This is a genomic window from Aquabacterium sp. A08, from assembly GCF_011742065.1.
The window spans coordinates 1-273 of the sequence record NZ_JAAQQT010000043.1 but is presented as its reverse complement, the minus strand read 5'-3'; the positions used below and the strand labels follow the sequence as shown (position 1 = coordinate 273).

At 62.3% G+C, this 273-nt stretch carries 1 pseudogene; it reads right to left on the bottom strand.

The window, feature by feature from the left end:
- A pseudogene (locus HA630_RS00245) lies at positions 1–273 on the bottom strand (ABC transporter ATP-binding protein); the annotation flags it as partial.

Below are 273 nucleotides of genomic sequence, written 5' to 3'. Positions count from 1 at the left end.
GATCGCCATCCAGGCGCGGCCGATGCGCGAACGCTCCAGCCGGTAGCAGATGATGACCGACAGCACCACCATGAACAGAAACAGGTAGTAGTACAGCGTGACCGACTGGAAGGTGAAGTCGCCCACCTTCAGCCGCGCGCCCAGGTCCAGGCCGAACACCTTGATGGAGTCGATCTGGCTCAGGCCCTTGGGGCCGTTGGTGATGTTCACCGGGCGGTCCAGGTTGAGCAGGAAGATGCGGATGATCTCGCCGAAACCCAGGGTGACGATGGC